Origin of the sequence: Mycobacterium dioxanotrophicus (assembly GCF_002157835.1) — a bacterium.
Classification (GTDB): domain Bacteria; phylum Actinomycetota; class Actinomycetes; order Mycobacteriales; family Mycobacteriaceae; genus Mycobacterium; species Mycobacterium dioxanotrophicus.
Genome location: NZ_CP020809.1, coordinates 4,961,085 through 4,980,985 on the forward strand (window position 1 = coordinate 4,961,085; position 19,901 = coordinate 4,980,985).

Genomic DNA, 19,901 nt, shown 5'->3' on the forward strand with positions numbered 1-19,901 from the left:
TTACTGTAATCTTTACGGTAACTACGACATGTGGAGGGCCAGTGCCGGACGTCACGATCGATGAATCGGTCAATCTGCTGCGCGACCCCTACCCGATCTTCGCGCGGCACCGCGCGCAGGGCGGCGTGTTCCGCGGCTCGGTCATGGACTGGTCCAAGACCCCGGAATCCCTGCTCCCCGAACACCAATTCGCCGCGGTCTCGTTCGACGCCGTCAACACGGTGTTCCGCGACGGCAAGCTGTTCAACTCCGAGATCTACGACAGCACCATCGGACTGTTCATCGGCCCGACCATCCTCGCCATGGAGGGCAAAACGCATCGCGACCACCGCAACCTGGTATCGGCGGCCTTCAAATCCCGCTCACTGAGCCGCTGGGAGCCCGAGATCGTACGGCCCGTCTGTGAGTCGCTGGTCGATGAGTTCATCGACGCCGGGACCGCCGATCTGGTACGCGATTTCACCTTCGAGTTCCCCACCCGGGTGATCTCCACCCTGCTCGGCCTGCCCGAGGAAGACCTGCCCTGGTTTCGTCAGCGGGCGGTCGAGTTGATCAGCTACACCGTCAAGTACAAGCGCGCCTTCGAGGCTTCCGCGGCGTTGAAAGACTATTTCCTCGACCAGATCGACCGACGCCGGTCCACACCCACCGAAGACATCATCGGCGACCTGGTGACCGCTGAGATCGACGGCGAACGGCTCAGCGATGAAGCCATCTACTCGTTCCTACGGCTGTTGTTGCCGGCGGGACTGGAGACCACCTACCGCTCGTCGGGCAATCTGCTCTATCTGCTGCTGACTCACCCCGACCAATTCGCGGCCCTGCAAGGGGATCACGAGCTCATCCCGCAGGCCATCGAGGAGGGGTTGCGATATGAGACCCCGTTGACCACCGTGCAGCGGTCGGTCACCCAGGACACCGAACTGGACGGGGTCTCGCTGCCTGCGGGTGCGGTGATCGATGTCTGCATCGGCTCGGCCAACCGCGACGAGAATCGCTGGGAACGGCCCGGCGAGTTCGACATCTTCCGAGACCGGGTGCCGCACATCACCTTCGCCGCGGGTGAGCACACATGTATGGGCCTGCACCTGGCCCGCATGGAGACCCGGGTGGCAGTGGAATGCCTGTTGCGGCGGGCCACCAACCTCGCGTTGGTCACCGACGAGGATCCGCACATCTTCGGCCAGCCGTTCCGCTCCCCGACTGCCATGCCGGTCACCTTCGACGCGCGAGCAGACAGCTAGGTACGCGAACTGCGGCGTGTCGAGGACCGCAGTGTCTGCTCGGCGGGAAAATCAGCCCCGAGGCATCCGCCACCCGATGGTCTTCGTTTCGGTGTACTGCGCGAAACCCTCGATACCGCATTGGCGCCCGATGCCGCTGTGCTTGTAGCCGCCGAATGGCGCGTCGGCCCCGTAATACATGCCTCCGTTGACGCCGACAGCTCCGGTCCGGATTCGGCGCGCGACGCCCATGGCGCGTTCGGGCGAACGGGACACCACCGCGCCGGCCAGCCCGAACGCGCTGTCGTTGGCAATGCGGACCGCATCGTCGTCATCGTCGAACGGGATCATCACGAGCACCGGGCCGAACACCTCGTCCTGCGCGATCGCGGAGCCCGGATCCGCGCCGACAACGACCGTGGGTGCGACGAAATGCCCGTCGCGCAGATGATCTGCAAGTTCGGCGGGCTCCCCACCGCCCACCGCGATCTGCGCGCCCTCGCCACGTGCCCGTGCGATCGCGTCGAGGACGCGTTGCTTCTGAACGGCGCTGATGAGTGGTCCGACCAACGTCGTCGGCAAGACCGGATCGCCGACGGGTACCCCGGCGAACGCCATCGTCACGGTGGCGACCGCCTCGTCGAACAGCCTGCGATGCACCAGCATCCGGGTGTTCGCCGCGCATGCCTGACCCGCGTGCACACAGGCGCCGATCGCACCGGGTATGACGTGCGCCGGGTTGGCGTCGTCGAGCACGACCATCGCCGATTTGCCACCGAGCTCCAGGAAGGTGCGCTTCATGGTGTCGGCACCCACGCGCATCAGGTGTTTACCGACGGCGGTGGATCCGGTGAACGAGACCATGTCGACCCGAGGGTCGGTGCCCAAGTGTCCGGCAACCTCATTCGACGGGGTGGGCACGACGTTGACGGCACCCGCGGGGATGTCGGTGTGTTCGGCGATGAGCCGCCCGAGTCGGGTGGCGTTCCACGGAGTGTTCGGATCGGGTTTGAGCACCACGGTGTTCCCCGCCGCAAGTGCGGGTCCGAGTTTGTTGAGGATCACCTCGATCGGGAAGTTCGACGGCGTGATGGCCGCGACGACGCCGACGGGTTCCTTGACGACGGTGCGCGCGTTGCGTTCGCCGAACAGTCCACCGCCGTCGAGCCGTCGCTCCCACTCGAACTCGTCGATGAGCCGCGCGGGGTAGCGCAGCGCGTCGACCAGCGGCCAATCCAGCTGGGCGCTTTGCGTGGTCATCACAGGGCATCCCACCTCGGCGATCAATTCCACACGCAGCTGGTCCTTTTCCGCCTCGATGGCGGCCTGCAGCTGGTACAGCGCACGTCGGCGCAGCGCCCGATTCGTCGACCAGTCCGTCTCGTCGAACGCACGACGCGCGGCGCCGATCGCCGCATCCATGTCCTCGACGCCGGCCGCGGCTGTCGTCCCGAGTACCCGACCGGTCGCGGGGCTGACGTTGTCGAACTCCGCCCCGGAGCGCGCGCCGGTCAGTTCGCCGTCGATGAGCATGCGCGTCTCGGCACGATCCGCGGCGCGACGGCCGATCTCGATGCTGGTGGCTTCTGCCACGACGTCGCTCAACCCGCACCTCCGCGTTCCACCTGTTACCGGTACTCCCGTCAGCCAGGACAAGGCGTGTGTTCAGCCTTGCGCCGGGCCACCGATAGTACGTTACTGTAAGAGTTACAGTTGCTCTATGCTTTCACGTGACCAGGGCTGAACAAGAGGGAGTCACATGAACGACGTGGCCATCATCGGCGTAGGCCTGCACCCCTTCGGCCGCTTCGAAGGCAAATCCGCGATGCAGATGGGCGTGGACGCCATCTTCGCCGCCGTCACCGACGCCGGCGTCGAGTGGAAGGACATCGGGGCCGCGACCGGCGGCAGTTGGACGGTGGCCAACCCCGACGCCATCGTCGGCATGGTGGGCTTGTCAGGCATCCCGTTCACCAACGTCTTCACCGCCTGCGCCACAGCGGCCAGCGCCGCCAAGGTGTGCGCAGACGGTATCCGGCTGGGCGACTACGACATCGGCATCGCCGTCGGCCTCGACAAGCATCCCCGGGGCGCGTTCACCGAGGATCCGGCGCTGGTCGGCATGCCACGCTGGTATGCCGAGAACGGCCAGTACCTCACCACCCAGTTCTTCGGAATGAAGGCCAACCGGTATCTGCACGAACACAACATCTCGCAGCGCACCCTGGCCCGGGTCGCGGCCAAGAACTTCCGCAACGGCGCCCTGAACCCGAATGCGTTCCGCCGCAAGCCGATCGCCGAGGATGACATCTTGAACTCGGCGATGCTCAACTATCCGCTCACGCAGTACATGTTCTGCGCCCCGGACGAAGGCGCGGCGGCGGTGGTGATGTGCCGGGCCGACATCGCGCACCGGTACACCGCCAAGCCCGTCTATCTCAAGGCCGTCGAGATACGGACGCGGCGCTACGGCGCGTACGAGGTCAACACCACCTGCGCCCCGGTGGACGAAGACGTCGCGCCCACCGTGTACGCGGCGCGCTCAGCGTTCGAAAAGGCCGGGGTGGCACCCGATGACGTCGATGTCGTGCAGTTGCAGGACACCGACGCCGGGGCCGAGATCATCCACATGGCCGAGTGCGGCTTCTGCGCCGACGGGGATCAAGAAAAGCTGCTGGCGGACGGGGCGACCGAGATCGGCGGCCCGCTGCCGGTCAACACCGACGGCGGGCTGATCGCCAACGGCGAGCCCATTGGCGCCTCGGGCCTGCGCCAGATCCACGAGCTGGTGCGCCAACTGCGCGGTGAGGCCGGTGATCGCCAGGTCCCCGGCGGCCCCAAGGTCGGTTTCGCTCAGCTCTACGGCGCGCCGGGCACCGCGGGCGCCACCGTCTTGACACTTTGACCGCCGAGCAGCCACAGAATCGCATGGTGGTAGCCCTTTTTGTGCGACTCTGCGCCCGCTCGCGAGGGGAAGGAACCCATGACCGAACAGTTCAGGGACGCGCCGATTTTCGACGCCGACCAACACATGTACGAGACGGCCGATGCGCTGACGAAGTTCCTTCCCGAGAAGTACCGCCGCGCAGTGCAATACGCCCAGTTCGGCCGGCAGACCCGGGTCGTGATCAACAACCGGGTCACCGACTTCATCCCCAACCCGACCTTCGAGCGGGTCGCCGCCCCCGGTGCACACGAGAAGTTCTTTGCCGGCGAGAACGCCGAGGGCCTGACGCTGCGCGAGATGCAGGGCAAGTCCATCGAGGCACCGGCGGCCACCCGGAACCCCGAGGACCGGGTCAAGGAATTGGATCGCCAAGGCGTGGTCGAGGTGCTGAACTACCCGACCCTAGGCAGTCTCGTCGAACACTCAAGTGCCGACGATCCGCAGCTGACGCTCGCCATCATCCACGCCCTCAACGAATGGATCCATGAACACTGGGGTTTCAATCACCGAAACCGGGTGTTCACCACCCCGATCGTCAACCTCTCGGAAGTCGATGCGGCACAACGGGAACTCGACTACATCCTGGCCAAAGGCGCCAAGGTCGCCCTCGTCAAACCCGGCCCGGTCAACGGCCTGCACGGGTGGCGCTCCCCCGCACTACCCGAGTTCGACCCGTTCTGGCGTGACGTCGAAGCCGTCGGGCTGCCCATCGTCCTGCACGCCAGCTACCCACCCCTGGACGATTACGTCAACAAATGGGAACCACCGCACACCCAGAACTTCATGGCGCAGAGTGCATTCCGCTGGATGGTGCTCGGGCACCGCGAGATCGCGGACATGCTCACGGCACTGATCTGCCACGGCACGCTGACCCGGTTCCCGAAGCTGCGCATCGCCAGCGTCGAGAATGGCAGCAGTTGGATCTTCCCGTTGTTCCACGACTTCGCCGACCTGTACAAGAAGATGCCGCAGAACTTCCCCGAACATCCGCACGAGGTGTTCCGCCGCAACGTCTGGGTCAGCCCGTTCTGGGAGGGCTGTGTAGCCGACGTGGTCGACACCGTCGGCTGGGACCGGGTGCTGTTCGGGTCCGACTATCCACACCCCGAGGGCCTGGCCGAACCGAACGGGTTCTGGAAGTACGCCGAAGGCATGGATGTTCGACGTACCTACGACTTCATGGGTGACAATGCCCGGCGGTTCATGGGGCTGCCGATCGCCAATCCGGATCCGTCGGCTCTCGACGCACCTGCGCTCGCCGACGCCTGAGACACCGCTACGTCGTCGGCACAGGACGGTCCGACAACGCTGCGAGGATCCGGCGTCCGCGCGCGGTCATTTCCGCGGCCGACTGCTCGGGATGCTGCTGCCACCACTGCACCAATGCCGAGACGATGTGCTCCCAGACCATCGTGGCGGCCGAGAGGTCGTCGGGATCGTCGAGGCCGACGTCGGCAAGCGCACGGGTGACCCCAGCCATGGCCTGTTCCCGCAAGATGGTGCGCTGCTCGCGCGCCGCGTCGCGGGCGCGACCGGCGGGCACCGTCCGGTCATAGACGACGGGCCAGTCGCTGGGCCGGTCGGCCAGCGTGGTGAAGATCGCCTCGAGGACCCGCTCGCCGTCGCTCGCGCCGCCCGACGGCACGGGCATCGCGTCCCCGATGGCGCCGGCCAGCGTTTCCCCGGCACGCTCGACGCAGGCGATGTAGAGATCCTCTTTCGAGCCGAAGTACGACAGTACGAGCGCCTTCGACACGTCGGCATTGGCGGCGATGACGCTCATGTGCGCACCCGCGTAGCTCGACGCGCCGAACTCGGCCGACGCCGCCGAGAGGATCGTTTGTTCTCGCTGCTGGCGGGGCATGCCCTTGGTGCCGGTTCGGTTGGGTCGCACCTGTATGACGCTATCGAACCGCCGATCACCCGGCCCGCCGCATGTGACATCTAGACCCAGCCATGGATTGACCTTGAAGTCACTTCGCCGTATATTACCGATAGGTCACTTCACGGAACGCGTGGTCCGGACATCCAGATCGAAGGTTGGCGATGATCGAACAGCCCATCTCCCGCGCCGTGTCGCGCATCGTCGTCGACGGATTGTGGCCCCGGGTCGATCGACGCCTACCGGCCTCTCGCCGGCCGTTCGACTCGCCCGCGATGCTGCGCCCTCACGCCACATCCGGACCGTGGACGGCCACCCACTACGGGGTGTTCATCCCGCAATTGCCTGCACCGCACCGGTATCTGAACACCATGACGCTCATCGGGGCGACCGGCTCGGAGTTGTTCGACAACGACTACCTGGCCGCGCGTGACGCTCGAAACACCGCCACCGTCCTGTCGTCCACGGCCGCGGGCGACCAGCACCACTACCGCGGGTACGACACGGCGGCCGATTGCCAGTTCAGCGAGGACGGCACGTCCCTGCGCTGGGGTGACGATCTCACCATCGACGTGCGCCACCCGAGCGTCACGGTCCGCGGCCGCTACCAAGACTTTTCGGTCGACCTGCAGCTCGCCGTCACCGACCAGGTCTCGTATTTCGTCAAGGCACCGATCTACGACCACCTCAGCCTCTTGGCCACCTACACGGGGACCATCGCGGACGAATCGGGTACCACGGCGATCGGCGGGCTCGGCACGGTCGAGTACGCGCGCTTCCTCACCCACCAGTCACTGGCCCGGCGGCCCGTCCCGCCACCGCTGAAGCTGCCGATCGACTTCTTCACCTACCAGATCGTCAATCTCGACGCCGAAACCCAGATCCTGCTGACCGATGTGCGGGCCCGCGGTCGAATCGCCTGCCGCCTCGCACATTTGCGTGTCCTGGGCAAGTCCTCCGACGTCTGCACCAACACCCGCATGGACGTCCTCGAATACCGCGACACTCCGCTGATCGATGAGTGTGGCCGCAGCATGGACGTGCCCGAGCGATTCCGGTGGACGGTGACCGACGAGGCCGAAGCGCCGGTCCTCACCCTCGACTGCGCCGTCGACGCCCCGTGGCGCTACGGGCACGGTCGCGGCTATGTGAGTGCCTACACATTCGACGGCCGCTACCGCGGAGATTCCGTCGCCGGTTCGGGCTATGTGGAGTGGGTGGACACCCAGCGCGCCCGCATCGAGCCGACGACCGGTCAGGACGCCTTGCGCGGCGGCGAGTAATTCGCCTTACCGAGACCCAGCACATGCTGGGCGATCATGTTGCGGAACACCTCGAGGGTGCCGCCATAGATGCCGACCAGCGGTGCGAATCGGTACACATACTCACTGCGATCATCGGCGCCGCCTTCGGCCCCGATCGGCAGCGACGCCACCGACCCGGCGATGTCCATGAGATCGGGGGCGATGTCACGCATGGTCTGAGCCAGCGCCACCCGACCGAAGATGCTCGGGGTGGACAGTGCCACCTCCAGCCGAGCCATGTTGCGCCCCAACCGATACGCCACCGACCCGTCATCGACGGCCCGATGGCCACCGGCGTCGGGTGTACTCACCAGCGCCGCGACGTTGTCGGCCGCTTCCGCCATGAACCCGGCCTGGTGCATCATGATTGCCACGTCGGCCAGGCCGTCGTCGGCCGCGGCCACCGCCCCGTGTTCGGCGTCGAGAGGTTCGCGCACCACGGTCCAGCCGCCGTTGACATCACCGAGCCGGTACCGGTCGTCCACCCGGACGTCGGAGTAGTAGACGATGTTGGTGCGGTCTCCGTCGACGGTGCGGATGCCCTGGATCTCGATGCCCGGCGAGTCGAGCGGCACCAGAAACATGGTGAGGCTCTTGTGTTTCGGTGCCTCTGGGTCGGTGTTGGTGATCAGGAAGACGTACTGACAGTTGTGAGCGCCGGTGGTGAACATCTTGGAGCCGTTGATGATCCACTGGCCGCCGTCGCGCACCGCGCGGGTCTTGCAGGTCGCGACGTCCGAACCGCCGTCGGGTTCGGTGTAACCCAGGCACAACCGCACCGTGCCGTCGAACACCCCGCGCAGCACCTCGTCGCGGATCTCCGGGGAGGCGAATTTCGCCACGGATCGGGCCACCATCGCGGTGGTACCCCACGTCACCCACGGCACTTCAGCCCGGCGTTTCTCCAATTCCCAGATCCGGCGCCGCACCCGGCTGAACCCGCCGTCCGCCTCGGATTTCCACTCCTTCTCCAGATATCCGGCGGCCGCGAGTTGCAGGTGCACACCCTCGTCGAAATTGTCGCCGGTCTCGCGGTCACGCCGGATGACATCGTCGGTGACGATGCGGCCGAGGAACTCCCGAACCTCGGCGCGGAACGCTTCGTCTTCTGCGGACAGGTCGACCTGTGAGAAATCCATGTCTGTCCTAAGCCTTCGCGCTTTCCCGGGCTGTCACGATGTGGGCGATGCGCACCGCGGTGGCGCCCGGATCGCCGCCGGCGAGCGCCCAGCCGCGGGCCCGCACCAGGTAGGCAGTGGCGGCGGCCTCGGCTGACACGCCGAGTCCGCCCTGCACATGGACGGCCATGGTGGCGGCCTTGGCCGCCTCCTCGGCCATGAACACGAACGCCGAGGGCGCCAGCTCGGGCCGTTCCTCGGGTTCGTTGTCGAGAAACCAGGCGGCCCTTCGGGCCAGGCCGCGCCCGCCCTGCACGGCGATGGCGATATTGGCCAGCGGATGCGAAATGCCTTGCAGTGTCGAGATCGGCACCCCCAGGGTGTACCGCGTCTTGGCGAACTCGGCGGCGATGGTCATGGTCTCCTCGACAAGACCGACCAATGCCGAAGCGGTCAGCAGTCGCCATTCATCCAGCGCGCGTTGGTATTCCGTCAAGGCGGCCGCGCCGCCGGCCAGGACGACCCTGCTGTCGGCGGCCGCTGGATCCACCCACGCCATCGGGAGCTTGCCGATGTTGTCGACCCGCGCCGGTCGCGTGGAAAATGCCAGCTTCACCACATTCTGGCCGTCGCGGACGATGAGGTGGTCGGCGATCGACGCCGTCGGGATCAACCGGGCCCCGGTCGGTGCGACCTGCTGCGGGTCGAGTCCGACGATCTGCGTGCCCTGCACGATCTCCGGGGAATTCAGGACACCCAACCGCGCGAGCAGCCGCGCGGCGACAACATGGTCGATCCACGGCACCGGGGCCAGCGACCTGCCGAGCTCTTCGGCGACCAGTGTCAGGTCGACGAGTGTCGCGCCGTCGCCACCGAAGGATTCCGGCACGGCCATCGTCGTGGCGCCCATGGCGCACAACCGTTCCCACAGACTCTTGTCGAAACCAGAGGGCTCGGCGGCCCGAACCGTGTCGATATCGCAATGGGTCTTGAAGAACTGCCGGTACGCGGACTGCAGGTCGACATGATCTTCGGTCAGATGGTAATCCTGCCTGCGCAGTTCGTAGCGGTCCATCAGCGTTCCCCTTCTCGGCTCTCGCCGAAGAAGAACCCGGCGGCGTTGTGGTACAGGTAGTTGTCGAGCACGTCCGGGGGAAGGTCCAGGGCCAGCGCCTCGGGGACCACACGATGCATCCGCAGCACGGGGAAGTCCGAGGCGAAGATGATCTTGTCCTTGCCGCGCGTGCGCATGAAGTGCAACAGGCTCTCCGGCAACCGTTTCGGCGACCATGCCGACGTCATCAACCGCAGGTTCTGGTATTTGATCAGCATCCGGATCGCGATGTCCCACCACGGATCGGCCCCGTGGATCATGCACAGCTTGAGTTCCGGGAACCGCACGCACACCCGGTCCAGGTGGATCGGGTTCTGCACCTCCCCGGGAATGGGCGGCCCCGGGATACCGGTGTTGACGCACAACGGCAGTTCGAGTTCGGCGCACTTGGTGTACAGCGGGTAATAGACCGCGTCGCTGGGCGGGTACTGTCCGTCACCCCAGAAGCTCGGCCCCACCACGGCGTAGGCCACCGGAAGATCACGGGCCACGGCGGCGAGTTCGCGCAACGACGGCATGGGTCGCAGCAGGTCGACCCCACCCATCGCCAGTGCGAAGCGCTCCGGGTGGGCCTCGACGAACTTCCGCGCCGTCACCGATGGTTTGGCCAGCGAGTCCATCAGGATGGCCCGGTGCACCCCGTGCGTGTCCATCTCGTCGAGCAGTTCGGCGAGGTCGATCGGGGCGTACATCGATTGCGGACCCTTGAAGTAGTCGTCGCGCACCTTGGTCATGAAGGTGGGCTGGTTCTCGGTCTCGCCGAAGTGCACGTTGGCCAGACAATCGATGACCTTGTGACTCATACGCATTCTCTCTTCGTCTGGCCTGCGGTCGCCACGCTCTGGGCCCAGCGGTAATCTGCCTTGCCGTTGCCGAGCCTGCGCACCGCCTCGACGAACACCACGTCCTTGGGAATCTTGAACCGCGCGAGCCACGCCGCGCAGTGTTCCTGCAGAACGTCCACCTCCAGCGGGGAACGCGGCGCCACGATCGCGACAACTTCCTGGCCCCAGCGCTCACTGGGTCTACCGATCACCACCGCGTCGATGACCTCGGGGACGGTGCGCAGGATCTCTTCGACCTCCTCGACGAACACCTTCTCGCCGCCGGTGTTGATCACCAGTGAGTCGCGTCCGTACAACCGCAGCGTGCCGTCGGCCTCCAACGATGCCCGATCACCGGAGACGACCACGCGTTCGCCGCCGACTTCAGGGAAGGTCTTGGCGGTGGCTTCGGCATCGTTGAAGTAGCCCAACGGGATTCGCCCGGTGCGTGCCACCCAGCCGACTTGGGTTTCGCCCGGCTGCAGGAACCGGGCGTAGTCGTTCGCGAGTACCAAGCCGCCGGAACGCAACTGGAAGGTGTCGGCGGTGGGCGTTTCACGCTGGGTATGCCCGAAACCCATGTTTCCGGTCTCCGACGAGCCGAATCCGTTGATGACGGTGATCTGCGGAATGTGCTCCAGCAGCGCCCGTTGGTGTTTGGGGTTGGTGGCCGCACCGCCGGTGCCGATGGCAAACATCGACGACAGGTCATAAGAATGCCGGCCCAATTCCTCCACGATCGGTGCGGCATAGGCGTCGCCGACCATCGTCATCAGGCCGACCTTCTCGCGTTCGGCGGTTTCCAGTACGGTGCGTGGATCGAATTTCGGCCTGGTGTCATGCAATACGACGGTCTGGCCGGACAGCAGCCCGGAAAACGCCGTCCACAGGCCTGCGGCGTGCATCAACGGGGACACCGCGAACCACGGTGGACCCGCGTTGGCGACCTTGGCGTGGATCTCGTCGACCGCGTCGTGATCGGCGCCGTTCATCGAGGACACGTAGATGTCACCCTGCCGCCACAACACAGCCTTCGGCCGTCCCGTCGTGCCGCCGGTACAGATCATCAACAGGTCATCGGGCGACACCGGACCGACACGGTCATCGCTTCCGTGCGCCAGAGCGTCATCCAGTGACAGGGCGCCGCTCAGTTCCGCTCCGTCACCGTCATCGATGCCGATCAGCAATTCCACGTCGAGTACGTCGGCGAACTTCGCGCCCAACGAGCGGTGGTAGATCACCGCGCGTGGCTTCAGGTAGGCCAGCAGGTCGGCGACCTCGCCAGGCGAGTAGTAGTGGTTGACGTTGACCGGCACCGTGCGGGCCTTGAGGCAACCGATCACCATGTCGGGATACAGATCGTTGTGCATGATGAGTGCGACCACGTCCTGCCCGCATTCCCACCGGTGCAGTTCCCGACGTTCCCGATGCGCACCCAGACCGCGGGACGCCAGGAAATTCGCCAGTCGGCGGGTACGGTCGGCGCCCCCGGCGAAAGTCGTGCGGCGCTCACCGCACACCGTCATCTCCCGGTCCGGCACCGCATCGGCGATCGCGTCGACGACGGCGCCGATGGTCCACTCACCCATCGCGGCGCTAGACCGACACCAGGTGGCGGGCACCCGGCGCGGTCCGTTGTGGATCACCGAGCAGTTCCAGCGCGTTGTCGCGCATGACCTTTCGGGTGTCGTCATGGCTGAATTCCGGGAATTGTGGAATGTCGGCGGTGAACGTGGTCGGGTCGGCCAATCCCTCGCCGTGCGGCCAATCCGACCCGAAGAGAATCTTGTCGACCCCGATGGTGTCGGCAAGTAGTTTCACGTCGTCTTCGTAGTACGGCGCGATCCACACATGGGTGCGCAGTTGCTCGACCGGATCCTGCTTGAAGTGGTACGGCGCATTGTTGGCGGCCTTCTTCAATCGCTTGATCAGCCGGTAGACGAAATACGAGCCATTCTCGATGCTGACCACCTTGAGCGTGGGATGTCGGGTGAACACCTGATGCACGATCAGCGAGGCCATCGTGTCGTGGATGGCCCGGTCGTCGAGCAATACATTGTCCAGCGGGTCACGCTTGCCGAACCCTTCGAACGTCGCCTTGCCGCCCCACAGCGCCGAGATCGCCAGGTATCCGCTGTCGGAAAGGTGAAAGCCCACCGGCACACCGGCTTCGGCCAGCCGCGCCCACACCGGATCGTGCGACGGGTCACCGAGCGAGCGCGGCTTCACCACACCCGGCACCGGAGCCGGACGTACCAACACCAGCTTCGCGCCGCGGCCCAGCACGAATTCGACCTCTTCGACCGCCTTTTCGGGATCGGCCAGCGCGATGATGGGCGCCGAGACGATCCGGCCGTCGGGCCGGTCGTATCCCCAGTCCTCATCGAGCCACAGGTTGAACGCGTGTACCGAGGCCATGGTCGCCTCGATGTCGTGCTTGAGCCCCTCCTCGACACCGCACGCGAAAGTCGGCAGCATGAACACGGTCTCCAGCCGCTGGCGGTCCAGCACCGTAACCCTTGCGTCGCGGTTCTGGTATTCGGGGTGCTCGGAGAGCCGGTCGACCTTCATCAGCGATGCGGGGTCGACACCGTCGGGGATCTCGCCGCGGAAGAGCAAGTCCAGGCAGCCGGGTTCGATGATCGGGTCGAAGGTCGGGTTGGGGATGAAGTGGTTGACCTTCTCCCCCATCATTGCCAGGGTGCGCTTGCCGTCGGCGACCATCTGCACGCCACGGCGCTTGAATTCCTTGGGCAGGTGCCGGGTGAAGGCGTCGACCGGCTCGTAATAGTGATTGTCGACGTCAACGGCCAAGTACGGCAGCCGGTCTGGGGAATCGGTCATGTCATCAACCTTTCAGCGGCGGGAAATTCGGCGGTCGCTTCTCGAAGAACGCGGTGATGCCCTCGACCAGGTCGGGCCGGACCATCGACTCGTGCATGAGGCGCTCCGCGCGGCTGCTGACAGCCAGCACGTCATCGTGGGCATCGCCGTACAGCTGCCGTTTGATGACAGCCATCGACGCCGGCGAGCAGTTGCGCGCCAGGTCCTCGGCATACTCCAGTGTTCGGCGCAACAGATCCTCGGGCGCCACAACCTCTTTCACGAGGCCGAGTTGCGCGGCCTCCTCGGCATGGAACGTGCGGCCGCTCAACAACAGATCGGCCGCCGCGCCCCAGCCCGCCAGCCGCGGCAGGATCCAGGTGATGCCGTACTCGCCGATCAAGCCTCGCCGCGGGAACGCGGTGGCGAACTTCGCGCCCGCAGCGGCGAACCGCACATCACACATCAGGGCATGGGTCAGGCCGATGCCGACGCACGCCCCGTTGATGGCCGCGATGACGGGCTTGCGCAGGGCGGTGAGGAAGTGCGGATGCCGCTCGCCGACGATCTTGCTGACGTCGGTGTCCTCGTTGATCGATTCGCCAAGGGCCGCCATGGATCCCATGTACGCACCGGCGCAGAACCCACGACCGCTTCCCGTCAGCACGATGACGCGCACCGCCGGATCGGCTTCGGCGCGGTCGAAACTCGCGTAGACCCCGGCAGAGATGTCGGCACCCCAGGAGTTCAGCCGCTCGGGCCGGTTGAGTGTGAGAACCGCGACGCCGCTGTCGGTGACGTCGTAGAGCACCGCTTCGGTCGCCACCCGATCACCCACAGAACTGTCTGCAGCCACAGATACTGTATACCTATCGGTAGAGCATTCCGCAAGGCCGCGGACCCGCCTGCGACCAGCGCAAAGGCGGTGCCGGAGGGTCATCGATCCCAGCGTGGAATACGTCGTCTCGATGTGGCTTTCAGGCCTCGCTAGGTGAAGTCCGAGCCTCCGTCGACGTTGATGTTCGCCCCGGTCATGTAGGAATTGCGACGCGAGGCCAAAAAAGCCGCAACCGGCCCTATCTCGCCGGGAAGACCGGCTCGCGGCAGGTGCGCGGGATGTCCGAAATGCTCGTCGATCGCGGCCATCAACCGGTAGGGATCAGTGCCGTCGACGCCGACCGATTGGGCCCATCCCAGTAGGGCCTCCGACGAGATGCTGCCCGGCGAAACGACATTGACCAGAATCTCGTCTTTGGCCAGCAGCAGCGAGAGGTTCTTGGAAACGCTGTTCACCGCGGCCTTGGCGGCGGTGTACGCGGGCAGCCGGGTGCTCTGCCGCTGTGTCGAATGCGCCGAGAAGTTGACGATCCGCGCCCAATCGGCTTTGCGAAGTAGCGGTAACGCGGCCCGGATACATCGCACCATGCCCATCAGCCCGGCATCGAAGGCTTCCTGCCACTGCGCGTCGGTCAACTCCTCGAACGTGCCTGCGGCGCCGGGGCCGACGGTGTTGACGAGCACATTGAGTTCGCCGCGCCAGCGGTCACCGACCTCGGTGAACACCTGCTCGATCTGTGCCGCGTCGCGCGTGTCGGCGACGATGGCCACGGCGTCCGGGGAGCCCCGGCTCGCGAGATCGGCTGCGGCGGCGTCGAGTACGTCTTTGGAGCGCCCGACGACGGCCACCCGAGCACCGTCGTCGGCCAGGCATTGCGCGGTCGCCAGACCCATGCCCCGGCCACCACCCACGACGACGGCGGCCGCTCCGGCGAACCCGAGATCCATCGGTCGGTCAGGAGCCGGTCCAGTTCGGGGCACGCTTCTCGGCGAACGCCGTCGCACCCTCGATCGCGTCTTTCGACGTGAACACCGGAGTGATCAACTCGCCCTGCTTCTTCCACATCTCGTCCTCGGACCAGCCGGCCGACTTGATGATGATCTCCTTGGTCACCGCCACCGCGAGCGGGCCGTTCGCGGTGATCCGCTCGGCCAGCTCGAGGGCCCCGGCCAACGCCTCCCCCGGCTCGGTGAGTTTGTTGACGAAGCCCCATGCCGCGGCTTCCTCGGCGGTGAAGCTGTCTCCGGTGAGCGCCAACTCGAGGGCCTTCTGGTACGGGATGCGCTTGGGCAGCCGCAACAGACCGCCGCCCGCGGCGACCAGACCACGCTTCACCTCGGGGATGCCGAACTTGGCCGCCTTGGAAGCCACCACCAGATCGGTGGCGAGGACGATCTCGGTCCCACCGGCCAGCGCATAGCCTTCAACCGCGGCGATGAGCGGCTTGCGGGGCGGCTGTTCGGTGAACCCGATTCCACGGCCCGGCACGTGGGGCAGTTCCCCGGAGGCGAACGCCTTCAGATCCATGCCGGCGCAGAAGTTGCCGCCCGCGCCGGTGATGACCGCCACCGAGAGCTCTGCAGTGTCGTCGAGTTCGTCGACCGCATCGGCGAGGCCTTGGGCGACCGCCAGATTGAACGCGTTACGGGCCTCCGGCCTGTTGATCGTGATGATGAGCGTTCGACCTTGACGCTCCCGCAGAACTACCTCTGACACCGGTGCCCCTTCGCTCGCGGTCCAATTCCCCGGAAAAGCCTACTATATGGATTACAGTAATAGGCTGGCGGACCGTCCGCCATCGCCCAGCGACGGCCTGGAAACAACCGCAGGGCAAAGCTACGGGAGGTCTACCGGTAAGGTTGACGGTGACAATACCCGCAAGACACGCGCCCGTAGGCGCAGTTCAGGTGGTAGCTGACGGTAAATTCGGTGGCGTTGACCCGCGGCGCAGGAACTGCCTGAGCAGTATCGATTTCGATGGAGGTGTCCGCAGTGGCAAAGCAACCGACCGCGGAGAAGCGTCAGCGCCGCGAACGAGGATCCATCAACCCCGACGACATCATCGCCGGCGCGTTCGAACTCGCCGAGCAGGTATCGATCGACAACCTCAGCATGCCGCTGCTCGGTAAACACCTCGGCGTCGGTGTCACGAGCATCTACTGGTACTTCCGCAAGAAGGACGATCTGCTCAACGCGATGACCGATCGCGCATTGCGCGAATTCGTCGTCGCGACGCCGTATGTGGAAGCCAAGGATTGGCGCGAGTCACTCGCCAACCACGCGCGGACGATGCGCACGGCGTTCATGGGCAATCCCATCCTCTGTGATCTGATCCTGATCCGGTCGGCACTGAGTCCGCGAGCCGCACGCCTGGGCGTCCAGGAGATGGAAACCGCGATCAGTGGTCTGGTCGAAGCCGGACTTTCGGTCGAGGACGCGTTCGACACCTATTCGGCGGTCTCTGTGCACGTCCGCGGATCGGTGGTGCTGCACCGGCTCTACGAGAAGAACCGGGCCAACGACAACGCGCCAGGCGATTACGAGGAGACCATGGTGATCGACCCCGAGACCACTCCCCTCATCGCGCAGGTGACCGGTGAAGGCCACCGCATCGGCGCCGCCGACGAGAAGAACTTCGAGTACGGCCTGGAATGCATCCTCGACCATGCTGCGCGGTTGATCGAGCAGGGCGCGAAGCCCGCCAAGAAGGCGCCGGGCCGCCGTAAGGCGGTCTGACCCAGTCGACTACACCTCGATCACGACTGCGCCGCCCTGCCCGCCACCGGCACACATGGCGGCTACGCCGATGCCACCGCCACGGCGCCGCAGCTCGTAGACCAACGTGGTGACCATGCGCGCACCGGAGGCGGCGATGGGATGCCCGAGGCTGCAGCCACTTCCGGAGAAGTTGACCAATTCTTCATCGAGACCGTATTCGCGAACCGCCGCGATCGGGACCGATGCGAAGGCCTCGTTGATCTCCCACAGCGCCACGTCAGAAGGCTTGAGCCCGGCGCGGTCGAGCACTTTGCCGATCACCTTGACCCCACCCAGACCGGTGTCGCGCGCCGCGACTCCGACTGCGGCCCAAGCCTTGACAGTGGCCAGCACACCGAGTCGCTCGGCGGCGGCGTAGTCCGCATCGACGAGCGTGACAGCAGCGGCAGCATCGTTGGTGCCGCTGCTGTTGCCCGCGGTGATGGAGAATCCTTCGATCTCCGGGTGCAGGACCTTGAGCTCCGCCAACTTCTCGGCAGTCGTGCCGCGACGCGGGTGCTCGTCAACGCTGAACTCGACCACCGAGCCGTCCGGTTGGGTCACCTTCAACGGCACGATCTCGTCGAGGAACCGGCCCTCGTCGATCGCCGCGATGGCACGTTGATGCGACCGGGCCGCCCAGGCGTCCATCTCCTCGCGGGTGATCCCAGCGGCCTGTGCGGTGTTCCACCCGACCGTGATCGACATGTCCCGCATCGGTGCGTCGGGGGTTTCCACGTGCGTGGGCGTCATCCAGGGTTCGATGAAGGTCAGCTCCGGGCCCGGCACCCGCCATTTCATCAGCGGGGACGACGACAGCGATTGCACACCGCCCGCCACCAGGACCCGCTCCATGCCGGAGCCGATCTGCGCCGACGCGTTGCCGATCGCGGTGAGGCTGCCCGCACAGTGCCGATTCACCGACTGCCCCGGGACGGACTCCCAGCCCAGGGCGTCTGCGGCGTAGCGCGCGATGTCGCCCCCACCGTAGTTCGATTCCGCGAAGATGAGGTCGTCGATGGTCTCGGGAGCGATGCCGGCACGACGGACGACCTCGGGCAGGACGGTGGTGATCAGGGTTTCGGGCGGCGTGTTGACCAACGTGCCCTTGAAAGACCGGCCGATGGCGGTGCGGGCTGCACCGACGATGACGGGTGTCGGCATGTTTCCACCTTTACGATATTGGTTGATAATGTAAACGTAGCACCTACTGTAGGTGCCGCGACACGCGGTTGGCTACTGCGGCTCGGGAACGTGGAAATGCTCGTCACGCATGCGGAACGCCTCTTTGGTGCCGTGCTCGGCGCGCGTCTTGACGAAGTTGAATTCGCCGGGTGAGAACTGCAGGTTGGTTCCGTAGGCGTGGAAGAGGTAACTCGCGACCTCCTCGCCCTGGTACGCCTGACTCTGCTCGACGAGTCGGAACGCTTCCTTGGCGATGACGACGCCGTCGGCCGGCATCTTGGCCGCCTTGGCCGCCCAGTACTGCGCCCTGGACCGAACCTGATCGGCGTCGCACGTGTCGGTGAAGATGCCGAGGTGTTCGATCGCGCGGGCTTCGATGATGTCGCCGGTGAGCAGCATGCGCCGGGCCAACACCGGGCCGAGGCGATGGAAGAACATGTGCAGGCTGCCCAGCGCGGGGCCGAGGAACCGAGTGGCAGGCATGCCGATCTTGGTGTCGCGCGCGATCACGGAGATATCGGTCATCAACGCCATCTCGAACCCTCCCCCGAGCGCATATCCCCCAATCTCGCCCACGGTGATCTTCGGAAAGCCCATGAAATTGTGGTAGAACCCAAAGGTCCTGCGGTCCACGGTCAGTCGACGACGCTGACTGGGCCTGCTCTCGTCGGTCCGCGTGTTTCCATCGCCATACCAACCGTAGGCATTGTTCATGTCCGCCCCGGTGCTGAAGACCCCTCCGGCACCCCGCAACAGCACCACGGTGAGGTCATCGTCGTCGGCAACGATGTCCAGGTAGCGGGCGACCGCGTCCCGCATGACCGCGTCGTAGGAGTTGCGCCGTGTGGGATTGTTGAACGTGATGGTGGCGATGCGGTGATCCGCGTCGACCTCGAAGAGCACCCGGTCATCGGTCATGCGAAATCAGCCTCGCTTCAAGGGTTTTGCAGTTTCGACGCCACGATCTCGGCGATCCGAGGCGGCCGGAGGCGCGACGCTCGTCCTTCCATCGGCGACCTTTCCTTGCTAATTTGTACAGGATATTAACCGCATCACCTACTGTATGGTCAACGGTATGTACCTGGAAAGGGTCGCACACAGGTGATCACCACAGCCAGCGACGGCGCCGTCCTGCGCATCACCATCGAACGCTCCGACCGGCGTAACTCGTTGGACCACACTATGATCGACATGCTGGCCACCACCCTGACCGCCGCCGCGTCCGACGACTCGCTGCGGGCAGTGGCCATCACAGGCGCAGGAAAAGACTTCTGTGCCGGTGCCGATTGGATTGCCACCAACAGCACCGGCCCCCGTCCCCGTTCCGGTGATCTGGTGCGGCGTATCCCGCACGGCGCACACCGGATCATCGAACTGGTCGCGACCATCCAACTGCCGGTCGTGTGCGCAGTGAAAGGCTGGGCGGTCGGACTCGGCTGTAACCTGGCACTGGCCGCCGATTTCACCGTGGCCGAGCATGGCGCGACCTTCTGGGAACCCTTCCTCAGCCGTGGTTTCAGCCCCGATTCGGGAGGGACGTGGTTGCTCCCGCGACTGGCCGGCGTGGCCCGCGCCAGGCGGATGCTGCTACTGGGCGAGAAGATCACCGGAACACAAGCCGCCGACTGGGGACTCATCCACGACGCCGTGCCCGCCGACGAGGTCGACGCCGCAGCAGACGCATTGCTGGCCCGGTTGGCCGCCGGGCCGACGGTGGCCCTTGGCCTGGCCAAGCAGGCCATCGCCTACGGCCAGCACGCCACGCTGAACCAGTCCATGAACCAGGAACTGTTCAATCTTGAGCTTGCCTGCCGCACCAGTGATTTCAAGGAAGGCCTGGCGGCCTTCCGGGAGCGGCGGGACCCCGACTTCCAAGGGCGCTAGAC

18 protein-coding genes are annotated in these 19,901 nt (G+C 65.7%); 6 read left to right on the forward strand and 12 right to left on the reverse strand.

Annotated features, from left to right (window positions below; all coding sequences use genetic code 11):
- Positions 1-41 precede the first annotated feature (41 nt).
- Positions 42-1,244: a cytochrome P450 gene (locus tag BTO20_RS24225; RefSeq protein ID WP_232490834.1), complete on the forward strand. Its 1,203-nt coding sequence runs from the start codon at positions 42-44 to the stop codon at positions 1,242-1,244.
- A 51-nt stretch (positions 1,245-1,295) separates the two neighbouring features.
- Here BTO20_RS24225 and BTO20_RS24230 read toward each other — a convergent pair whose 3' ends face one another.
- Complete coding sequence (locus BTO20_RS24230; protein WP_087078618.1) at positions 1,296-2,828, reverse strand: aldehyde dehydrogenase family protein; 1,533 nt, start codon at positions 2,826-2,828, stop codon at positions 1,296-1,298.
- 154 nt (positions 2,829-2,982) lie between these two features.
- On the opposite strand from BTO20_RS24230, the gene BTO20_RS24235 reads away from it, so the two are divergent.
- Both BTO20_RS24235 and BTO20_RS24240 read left to right on the forward strand, forming a co-directional pair.
- A complete protein-coding gene (locus tag BTO20_RS24235) occupies positions 2,983-4,128 on the forward strand; it encodes a thiolase family protein (protein ID WP_087078619.1) in 1,146 nt (381 codons plus the stop codon).
- Between the two features lie 78 nt (positions 4,129-4,206).
- Complete coding sequence (locus BTO20_RS24240) at positions 4,207-5,439, forward strand: amidohydrolase family protein (RefSeq protein WP_087078620.1); 1,233 nt, start codon at positions 4,207-4,209, stop codon at positions 5,437-5,439.
- Positions 5,440-5,446: 7 nt separating this feature from the next.
- Here BTO20_RS24240 and BTO20_RS24245 read toward each other — a convergent pair whose 3' ends face one another.
- Positions 5,447-6,034 carry a TetR/AcrR family transcriptional regulator gene (locus tag BTO20_RS24245; protein ID WP_087082583.1) on the reverse strand — a complete coding sequence of 196 codons (588 nt, stop codon included), beginning with the start codon at positions 6,032-6,034 and terminating at the stop codon, positions 5,447-5,449.
- A 182-nt stretch (positions 6,035-6,216) separates the two neighbouring features.
- Between BTO20_RS24245 and BTO20_RS24250 the strand changes: the two genes are divergently transcribed.
- Positions 6,217-7,335: a DUF6670 family protein gene (locus BTO20_RS24250; protein ID WP_087078621.1), complete on the forward strand. Its 1,119-nt coding sequence runs from the start codon at positions 6,217-6,219 to the stop codon at positions 7,333-7,335.
- On the opposite strand, the gene BTO20_RS24255 is transcribed toward BTO20_RS24250, so the two are convergent.
- The 8 genes from BTO20_RS24255 to BTO20_RS24290 all read right to left on the reverse strand — a co-directional run bounded on the left by BTO20_RS24255 (position 7,308) and on the right by BTO20_RS24290 (position 15,789).
- Entirely contained in the window at positions 7,308-8,495 is a 1,188-nt protein-coding gene (locus BTO20_RS24255) for an acyl-CoA dehydrogenase family protein (protein ID WP_087078622.1), read from the reverse strand. The genes BTO20_RS24250 and BTO20_RS24255 overlap by 28 nt on opposite strands.
- Before the next feature lie 7 nt (positions 8,496-8,502).
- A complete protein-coding gene (locus BTO20_RS24260; RefSeq protein WP_087078623.1) occupies positions 8,503-9,549 on the reverse strand; it encodes an acyl-CoA dehydrogenase family protein in 1,047 nt (348 codons plus the stop codon).
- On the reverse strand, positions 9,549-10,391 hold the full coding sequence (locus BTO20_RS24265) for an amidohydrolase family protein (protein WP_198344045.1): 843 nt from the start codon (positions 10,389-10,391) through the stop codon (positions 9,549-9,551). Before BTO20_RS24265 ends, BTO20_RS24260 begins: the two co-directional genes overlap by 1 nt.
- Positions 10,388-12,001, reverse strand: a complete 1,614-nt coding sequence (locus BTO20_RS24270) for an acyl-CoA synthetase (RefSeq protein ID WP_087078625.1) — start codon at positions 11,999-12,001, stop codon at positions 10,388-10,390. The genes BTO20_RS24265 and BTO20_RS24270 overlap by 4 nt, the downstream gene beginning before the upstream one ends.
- A 7-nt stretch (positions 12,002-12,008) precedes the next feature.
- Positions 12,009-13,256: an amidohydrolase family protein gene (locus tag BTO20_RS24275; protein ID WP_087078626.1), complete on the reverse strand. Its 1,248-nt coding sequence runs from the start codon at positions 13,254-13,256 to the stop codon at positions 12,009-12,011.
- Positions 13,257-13,260: 4 nt separating this feature from the next.
- The gene (locus BTO20_RS24280) at positions 13,261-14,091 is read right to left on the reverse strand and encodes an enoyl-CoA hydratase (protein ID WP_232490835.1); all 831 of its coding nucleotides are present in this window, start codon (positions 14,089-14,091) and stop codon (positions 13,261-13,263) included.
- A 131-nt stretch (positions 14,092-14,222) separates the two neighbouring features.
- Complete coding sequence (locus BTO20_RS24285) at positions 14,223-15,020, reverse strand: SDR family NAD(P)-dependent oxidoreductase (protein ID WP_087078628.1); 798 nt, start codon at positions 15,018-15,020, stop codon at positions 14,223-14,225.
- A 7-nt stretch (positions 15,021-15,027) separates the two neighbouring features.
- Entirely contained in the window at positions 15,028-15,789 is a 762-nt protein-coding gene (locus tag BTO20_RS24290) for a crotonase/enoyl-CoA hydratase family protein (protein ID WP_087078629.1), read from the reverse strand.
- Positions 15,790-16,065: 276 nt separating this feature from the next.
- Here BTO20_RS24290 and BTO20_RS24295 point away from each other — a divergent pair, with 276 nt between their 5' ends.
- Entirely contained in the window at positions 16,066-16,809 is a 744-nt protein-coding gene (locus tag BTO20_RS24295; RefSeq protein ID WP_087078630.1) for a TetR/AcrR family transcriptional regulator, read from the forward strand.
- Positions 16,810-16,818: 9 nt separating this feature from the next.
- Here BTO20_RS24295 and BTO20_RS24300 read toward each other — a convergent pair whose 3' ends face one another.
- Together BTO20_RS24300 and BTO20_RS24305 are read right to left on the reverse strand one after the other, a co-directional pair.
- The gene (locus BTO20_RS24300) at positions 16,819-17,994 is read right to left on the reverse strand and encodes a thiolase family protein (protein WP_087078631.1); all 1,176 of its coding nucleotides are present in this window, start codon (positions 17,992-17,994) and stop codon (positions 16,819-16,821) included.
- 72 nt (positions 17,995-18,066) lie between these two features.
- A complete protein-coding gene (locus BTO20_RS24305) occupies positions 18,067-18,933 on the reverse strand; it encodes an enoyl-CoA hydratase/isomerase family protein (RefSeq protein WP_198344046.1) in 867 nt (288 codons plus the stop codon).
- Between the two features lie 183 nt (positions 18,934-19,116).
- Between BTO20_RS24305 and BTO20_RS24310 the strand changes: the two genes are divergently transcribed.
- Positions 19,117-19,899 (forward strand): enoyl-CoA hydratase/isomerase family protein, encoded by a 783-nt coding sequence (locus BTO20_RS24310; RefSeq protein WP_087078632.1) that lies wholly within the window; start codon positions 19,117-19,119, stop codon positions 19,897-19,899.
- Positions 19,900-19,901: the final 2 nt, after the last annotated feature.

What these genes read in the sequence shown, in the direction of transcription:
- BTO20_RS24235 (WP_087078619.1), top strand. Translation starts at nt 2,983, where the DNA reads ATGAACGACGTGGCCATCATCGGCGTAGGCCTGCACCCCTTCGGCCGC.
- BTO20_RS24240 (WP_087078620.1), top strand. Translation starts at nt 4,207, where the DNA reads ATGACCGAACAGTTCAGGGACGCGCCGATTTTCGACGCCGACCAACAC.
- BTO20_RS24245 (WP_087082583.1), bottom strand. Translation starts at nt 6,034, where the DNA reads ATGCCCCGCCAGCAGCGAGAACAAACGATCCTCTCGGCGGCGTCGGCC.
- BTO20_RS24250 (WP_087078621.1), top strand. Translation starts at nt 6,217, where the DNA reads ATGATCGAACAGCCCATCTCCCGCGCCGTGTCGCGCATCGTCGTCGAC.
- BTO20_RS24255 (WP_087078622.1), bottom strand. Translation starts at nt 8,495, where the DNA reads ATGGATTTCTCACAGGTCGACCTGTCCGCAGAAGACGAAGCGTTCCGC.
- BTO20_RS24260 (WP_087078623.1), bottom strand. Translation starts at nt 9,549, where the DNA reads ATGGACCGCTACGAACTGCGCAGGCAGGATTACCATCTGACCGAAGAT.
- BTO20_RS24265 (WP_198344045.1), bottom strand. Translation starts at nt 10,391, where the DNA reads ATGAGTCACAAGGTCATCGATTGTCTGGCCAACGTGCACTTCGGCGAG.
- BTO20_RS24270 (WP_087078625.1), bottom strand. Translation starts at nt 12,001, where the DNA reads ATGGGTGAGTGGACCATCGGCGCCGTCGTCGACGCGATCGCCGATGCG.
- BTO20_RS24275 (WP_087078626.1), bottom strand. Translation starts at nt 13,256, where the DNA reads ATGACCGATTCCCCAGACCGGCTGCCGTACTTGGCCGTTGACGTCGAC.
- BTO20_RS24285 (WP_087078628.1), bottom strand. Translation starts at nt 15,020, where the DNA reads ATGGATCTCGGGTTCGCCGGAGCGGCCGCCGTCGTCGTGGGTGGTGGC.
- BTO20_RS24300 (WP_087078631.1), bottom strand. Translation starts at nt 17,994, where the DNA reads ATGCCGACACCCGTCATCGTCGGTGCAGCCCGCACCGCCATCGGCCGG.
- BTO20_RS24305 (WP_198344046.1), bottom strand. Translation starts at nt 18,933, where the DNA reads ATGACCGATGACCGGGTGCTCTTCGAGGTCGACGCGGATCACCGCATC.